Source organism: Streptomyces sp. NPDC055078 (genome assembly GCF_053607985.1).
Genome location: NZ_JBSGUP010000455.1, coordinates 1 through 6,685, shown reverse-complemented (window position 1 = coordinate 6,685; position 6,685 = coordinate 1). Strand labels below are relative to the sequence as shown.

Genomic DNA, 6,685 nt, shown 5'->3' with positions numbered 1-6,685 from the left:
CCGCCGAGCCGCGCGGCGAGCACCTGCGCGTGGGGGCGCCATCGGCTGCCGACGAGCCAGCGGCGGAAGGACTTGCGGATGGGGTCGAGGACCAGCTCGCCCTCGTCGGAGACGCCGCCGCCGACGATGAAGGCGGAGGGGTCGAAGAGGGAGGCGAGGTCGGCGAGACCGGCCCCCGCCCAGCGGGCCAGCTCGCGGAAGGAGTCGACGGCGACCGGGTCGCCCCGGCGCGCTGCGGCGCTGATGTGCTTGCCCTCGATACCGTCGATGGTGCCGTCGCCGAGACCGAGGAGGATCTCCGCGTTCTCGGGGGTGGCGTAGGCGCGCTGGCGGGCGTAGCGGACGAGCGCGCGGCCCGACGCGTACTGCTCCCAGCAGCCCTGGTTGCCGCAGCCACAGAGCAGTCCGTCGGGGACGACACGGATATGGCCGAATTCCGCCGCCACACCGAACCGCCCCCGGCGCAGCTTGTTGCCCATGATGATGCCGCCGCCGAGACCGGTGCCGAGGGTGATGCAGATGACGTCGTCATGGCCCTGACCGGCGCCGAAGCGGTACTCGCCCCAGGCCGCCGCGTTGGCGTCGTTCTCCACGACGACCGGCAGGCCCGTGCGCTGCTCGACCTTGTCCTTCAGCGGCTCGTGGCGCCAGTCGATGTTGGGGGCGAACAGGACGGTCGCCCGCTTGTCGTCCACATAGCCCGCGGCACCGATGCCGACGGCCTCGACCTCGTGTCCGGCGCCCGCTCCGGCGACGGCGGTGCAGATCGCGTCGACAATGCCGTGCGAGGTCGACGGGGTGGGCACCTTGTGGGTCTCCAGAATGGTGCCCACTTCGTCGACGACGCCCGCCGCGATCTTGGTACCGCCGATGTCGACGCCGATGGTGAGTCCCATGTGTCCCTCAGTTTTCGGTCGAACTTGAGATCAACCGTACCCGAGCGGGACGTCTTCGTGATCAGTCGAGATCAGTCGAGATCGATGCGCTCGCCCGGCCCCGGGCCCTCGTCGCGCGGGTCGGTGCCGTCCGTACCGCCTGTGCCGCCTGTGCCGTCCGTGCCGCCTGTGCCGTCCGTACCGTCTGTGGCATCCCTGCCGTCCTGGGGCGCGCTCGGGCGCTGCTCGGTCCAGCGGCGCTCATGGCCCTCGACGGCGGACCGGTAGGCGGCGAGCAGTTCCCCGCCCGCGGCGGCGAGGTGGTCGAAGATCTCGGGGTTGCGCTCGATGACCGGCTCGACGGCGGACTTCGCCTGGTTGACCAGCTGCTGTACGGCGCTCTGGGCGGCCATCCCGGGCAGGGAGGTCTGGAACGGCAGCTCCTTGACCTTGTCGGCGACGGCTCCGAGGAGCTTGCGCAGCTCATCGGCGGCGGAGCCGGGCGGCGGACCGTACTGGGCCCGGCGGCGGGCCTTCTCCGCCGCGAGGTCCTCCGCGCACGCCTCCGCCCAGGCGTCGGCGTCAGCTTCGGCGTGGGGACGCTCGGTGGCATCGCTCATGGCGTACTCCTGCACAGGGGCGTTGGGTCGGCTGCGGGCTCTCGTATCTCCCGACGTTACCCGAACGGGCGCGAGCCGTTCAGTGCGCCGACCGTGCTTTCCAGGGTTCCGGGTTTCAGGGGCACGCAGCGCCTCAAGGGTCCGAGGCTTCAGGGCGTACGCGGCCACAGCCCGGGGTCGGGGGTGAACCGGACCCGCAGGACGCCGTCCGTGAGCGCAGCCCCGGAGACCGTGCAGCGGCGCAGCGCGGAGGGCAGCGGAACGATCCTGCGGAACGGGCCGACGGTGAGGACCAGTTCGTCGCCCCGGCGCACCAGGCCGATGTCCCCCTTGGTGGCCCCGGGGAGCGGGACCAGCCAGACGAAGGTGCCGTCCTCCTCGCGCCGGTCCTCGACCGTCCACGGGACATCGGCGGGCGGGGGGCCCGCCTCGATGCCCAGGGCGGTGAGATCGTCGAGTCCCCGCGGGTCGCGGCCGGTGTGAGGCAGCTCGCGCAGCGCTGTGCCGGGCGTCCACTCCTCGTACCACTCGTGCAGGGTCTTCTCCTGCTGGGCGGCGAGTGCGGAGAGCCAGGTGTCGGCGGAGTGCCGGGGCAGTACGCGGTTGGCGACGAGGGTGTCCACCCGCAGCCCGTGCAGGGCGAGCCCGGTGCGGGCGGTGCGCAGGGCGTCGGCCGCCGCGGGTCCGGGCTCGGCGACCAGGCGCAGGGTGGTGCCGGGGGCCTCGATCAGGCGCTGGACGGCGGCCAGTTCGCTGTCCCAGCGGGCGGTCGTCTCGTACAGCCACTGCGCGGGCATCGGGACTCCGGCGAGCTGGGCGAGCACCGGGCGCAGGGCGCGGGCGGCCTGCCGTTCGGGCGGGAGGAGCCGGCGCAGATAGCGGCGCAGCTGTGCGGGCAGGGCGAGCAGGGAGATCGTTTCGAGGACCGGTGGCAGGTCGATCACAACGGTGTCCCACTCCCCCGCCCCGGCGGTGGTCAGGGCACGCAGCAGGGCGAAGTGGTCGCTGCCGGGGAGTTCGGTCAGCTCCTCCTCCGCGAGGCGTGCCGCGCCCAGCAGTTCGAGCGCGGTGGCGCCCCGTTCCTGGAGGGAGAGGAACTCGGCGCGGAAGCCGGCGCCGGTGTCGATACGGGCGGCCCACAGCCCTTCGGCGACCTCAGTGGCCCCGGTGGTCCCGGCGACCTCAGTGGCCCCGGTGGTCCCGGCGACCTCAGTGGCCCCGGTGGTCCCGGAGATCCCGGTGGCGGCAGGGGGCGCGGCGGGCAGCGGCGTGCCGTAGACCTGGCCGGGCCCGGTGGACAGGAACAGCGTCCGGCTGCCGCGCGCCGCCTCCGCGAGGGCGCTCGCCGCGGCGACGGTGGTCCGGCCCGCGCCGCCGAGGCCGGTGACGAGGACCGTGCGCATCAGGTGGTGGGTCCGCTCTCGACGCGCTTCTTCAGTCCGGCGAGCGCGCGGTCGATGATGACCTTCTCCGCCTTGCGCTTGATCATCCCGAGCATGGGGATCTTGACGTCGACGGTCAGCCGGTAGGTGACCTCGGTCCGGTCGCCGCCGCCGACGGGGGCGAGGGTGTAGGAACCGTCGATCGCGCGCAGCATCTGGGACTTCACCAGGGTCCAGCTGACCTGGTTGTCCCCGTTCCAGGTGTACGCGAGGACATGGTCGTCCTTGATCGCCCCGGCGTCCAGCACCAGTCTGACCTGTTCGGCACGGCCCTTGGCGTCGGTGGCGAGCACCTCGGCGACCTTCACCTCGCCGGTCCACTCCGAGTAGCGGGCGAAGTCGGAGATCACTCCCATCACCTCGGCCGGTGCCGCTTCGATGGTGATGCTTGAGCTGGTGTGTTCCGCCATCGCTGCGGCTCCTCAACAGTGCGGTACGACCGGGGGTGGTGTGGTGTGCAGGTTATCGCGACCGGGCCGCCGCCCGGCCCATGGGACGGTGCGGGACCGGACGGGCAGCGGCCCCCGGGGGTGTCACCGGGGCGGCCCCCGGCCGTCACCAGACGAGCGTCCACGGCCGGCCCGTCGAGGCGAAGTGCCCCACGTTCACGCACTCGGTCGCGGCGACCCGCATCCGGGCCGCGAGCGGCTGGTGGACATGGCCGAACAGGGCGTACCGGGGGCGGGTTCGGTGGATCGCGTCCAGCAGGGCGGGGCTGCCGCGCTCGAACCGGCGGGCGACCGTGTCATAGGTCAGCTCGGGCACCTCGGGCGGAATGTGGGAGCAGAGCACATCGACGTCGCCGAGCGCCTCGACCTTCGCCGCGTACTCCTCGTCGGAGATCTCGTACGGCGTGCGCATGGGGGTGCGCAGTCCGCCGCCGACGAAGCCGAAGGTCAGACCGCCGATCTCGGCACGTTCGCCGTCCAGCACGGTGGTACCGCTGCGGGCGTACTCAGGCCAAAGGGCCGGGATGTCGACATTGCCGTAGGTGGCGTAGGTGGGGGTGGGAAAGGCGGCGAACAACTCGGCGTACTGGCGGCGTACGGCCGACTCGATGGCGGCGTCCCGGTCCACGTTCAGTCCGGCCCAGAGCCGGCGGCCCAGGTCGCGTGCCTCGTCGAAGCGGCGGGCGTTGCGGAGCGACACGATCAGATCGGCGTTCTCGACCCCGAACAGATCGGGAAAAATTCCCCGGGAATGATCGGCGTAGTCGAGGAAGAGGACGAGATCACCCAGGCAGATCAGCGCGTCGGCGCCATCGCCGGCTTTGGCGAGATCCTTCGCATTGCCGTGCACATCGCTGACCACATTGACCCGGACACCTCGTGCTCCTCGCATGGCGATCACCCTAGATCTCCGGCGTGTCCCCCGGACAGAGGGGGCGCAAGGGGAGGCCAGAGGGGGTCCGGCCCGGACCGTCGGCGGGGCGGCGGGGCCGGGTCCGCCGTTCTTCCGGGCGGGCGCGGCGGTGGACTACCCTGCGCGAGGTACCGCCATATACGTGTGACGCAGAGAACATCTGGCCTGAACCCCCTATCCGGAATCGAGTACCGGTGGGTAACGTCCGGGCAGTCCAGTCGTGCTCGCCTCCCTGAGCACCTGCCCGATCTTGGACCGCAGCCGGTGCATCACACAGAGCCGTGGCGCCGGCGCCCGATGAGGAGCAGCAGTCTTGCGCGAGTTCAGCCTTCCGGCCCTGTACGAGGTCCCCGCGGACGGCAATCTGACCGATCTGATCTGCCGTAACGCCGCCCAGTATCCCGATGTGGCGGTGATGGGCAGAAAGGTGGCGGGCGCCTGGACGGACGTCAGCGCCAGGCAGTTCCTCGCCGAGGTGCGCTCGGCCGCGAAGGGCCTGATCGCCGCTGGGGTGAACCCCGGCGACCGGGTGGCCCTGATGTCCCGTACCCGGTACGAGTGGGTGCGGCTGGACTTCGCGATCTGGAGCGCCGGGGCGGTGACCGTGCCGGTGTACGACTCCAGTTCGGCCGAGCAGGTCTCCTGGATCCTCGCCGACTCGGGCGCGGTCGCGGCGATCGTGGAGAACGCGGATCACGCCGCCGCCGTGGAGTCCGTACGGGACGGGCTGCCGGCGCTGCGGACGGTCTGGCAGATCGACGCGGGCGCGGTGGACGACCTGGTCGAGGCGGGGGCGGAGATCTCCGAGGCGGTCGTGGACGAGCGCAGTTCACTCGCCAGGGCGGACGATCCGGCGACGATCGTCTACACCTCGGGCACCACGGGCCGCCCCAAGGGCTGTGTGCTGACCCACCGCAGTTTCTTCGCGGAGTGCGGCAACGCGGTGGAGCGGCTGAAGCCCCTCTTCCGTACGGGTGAGTGCTCGGTGCTGCTGTTCCTGCCCGCCGCGCATGTCTTCGGCCGGCTGGTCGAGGTGGGCGCGATGATGGCGCCGATCAAGCTCGGCTGTGTCCCCGACATCACGAACCTCACCGAGGAACTGGCCACCTTCCGGCCGACGCTGATCCTCGGGGTGCCCCGGGTCTTCGAGAAGGTCTACAACGGCGCGCGCGCCAAGGCCCGGGCGGACGGCAAGGGCCCGGTCTTCGACCGGGCGGCGCGGACGGCGATCGACTACAGCCGGGCCCTGGACACCCCGTCGGGCCCGGGGCTGGGTCTGCGGCTTCGGCACACCGTGTTCGACAAGCTCGTCTACGGCAAGCTGCGGGCGGTGCTGGGCGGGCGCGGCGAGTACGCGATCTCCGGCGGCGCGCCGCTCGGCGAGCGGCTGGGGCACTTCTTCCGCGGTATCGGCTTCACGGTGCTGGAGGGTTACGGCCTCACCGAGTCCTGCGCCGCCACCACCTTCAACCCCTGGGACCGGCAGAAGATCGGTACGGTCGGCCAGCCGATGCCCGGCACGGTGGTACGGATCGCGGACGACGGCGAGGTGCTGCTGCACGGCGAGCATCTCTTCCAGGGGTACTGGAACAACGAGGCGGCGACCGCGGAGGCGCTGGCCGACGGCTGGTTCCACACCGGCGACATCGGCGCCCTCGACGAGGACGGCTATCTCACGATCACCGGCCGCAAGAAGGAGATCCTGGTGACCGCGGGCGGCAAGAACGTCGCGCCCGCGGTGATCGAGGACCGTATCCGCGCGCATGCGCTGATCGCGGAGTGCATGGTGGTGGGCGACGGGCGGCCCTTCGTGGGCGCGTTGATCACCCTGGACGAGGACTTCCTCGGGAGGTGGGCGTCGGACCACGGCAAGCCGGCCGGTTCGACGGTGGCGTCGCTGCGGGAGGACCCGGAGCTGCTGGCGGAGATCCAGCGGGCGGTCGACGACGGCAACGCGGCCGTCTCCAAGGCGGAGTCGGTACGGAAGTTCCGGGTGCTGGCGGCCCAGTTCACCGAGGAGGCGGGGCATATCACGCCCTCGATGAAGCTGAAGCGCAATGTGGTGGCGAAGGACTTCGCCGATGAGATCGAGGCGATCTATCACGCCTGAGCGACCGTGGCCTCCCGCCGGGTAAGCCGTGTCCCGCCGGGCCCGGGTGCGCGAATCCTGCCCGCCCGGCGACCGTGGCCTCCCGCCGGGTCCGGCCCGAACCCGGGACGCCCGGGCGCGCGAAAAAACCAGCCCGTCCGGCGATTGAGGACGGACCAGTGCGCCGACCCGGCCCGAACCCGGACGCCCGGCTCGGGCCCCACCCGGGCGCTGCCCGGACCCGCTCCTCAAACGCCGGAGAGGCTGAAATGCCCGGGCTCCCGGAGAGTACGGGTG

General features: G+C 71.7%; 6 protein-coding genes. 1 reads left to right on the top strand and 5 read right to left on the bottom strand.

The window, feature by feature from the left end; genetic code table 11:
* The 5 genes from ACWF94_RS29150 to ACWF94_RS29130 all read right to left on the bottom strand — a co-directional run.
* Window positions 1-896, bottom strand: an 896-nt coding sequence (locus ACWF94_RS29150; RefSeq protein WP_453494900.1) for an ROK family glucokinase, incomplete at its 3' end; no start/stop codon positions are given.
* Between the two features lie 71 nt (window positions 897-967).
* Window positions 968-1,495, bottom strand: a complete 528-nt coding sequence (locus ACWF94_RS29145) for a DUF5304 domain-containing protein (protein WP_453494897.1) — start codon at window positions 1,493-1,495, stop codon at window positions 968-970.
* 149 nt (window positions 1,496-1,644) lie between these two features.
* Window positions 1,645-2,898: an ArsA family ATPase gene (locus ACWF94_RS29140; protein WP_453494894.1), complete on the bottom strand. Its 1,254-nt coding sequence runs from the start codon at window positions 2,896-2,898 to the stop codon at window positions 1,645-1,647.
* Window positions 2,898-3,347, bottom strand: a complete 450-nt coding sequence (locus ACWF94_RS29135) for an SRPBCC family protein (protein ID WP_453494891.1) — start codon at window positions 3,345-3,347, stop codon at window positions 2,898-2,900. The genes ACWF94_RS29140 and ACWF94_RS29135 overlap by 1 nt, the downstream gene beginning before the upstream one ends.
* Window positions 3,348-3,492: 145 nt before the next feature.
* Window positions 3,493-4,278: a metallophosphoesterase family protein gene (locus tag ACWF94_RS29130; RefSeq protein ID WP_453494888.1), complete on the bottom strand. Its 786-nt coding sequence runs from the start codon at window positions 4,276-4,278 to the stop codon at window positions 3,493-3,495.
* A 334-nt stretch (window positions 4,279-4,612) separates the two neighbouring features.
* Here ACWF94_RS29130 and ACWF94_RS29125 point away from each other — a divergent pair, with 334 nt between their 5' ends.
* A complete protein-coding gene (locus ACWF94_RS29125; protein ID WP_453494886.1) occupies window positions 4,613-6,409 on the top strand; it encodes an AMP-dependent synthetase/ligase in 1,797 nt (598 codons plus the stop codon).
* The last annotated feature ends 276 nt before the right edge of the window (window positions 6,410-6,685 follow it).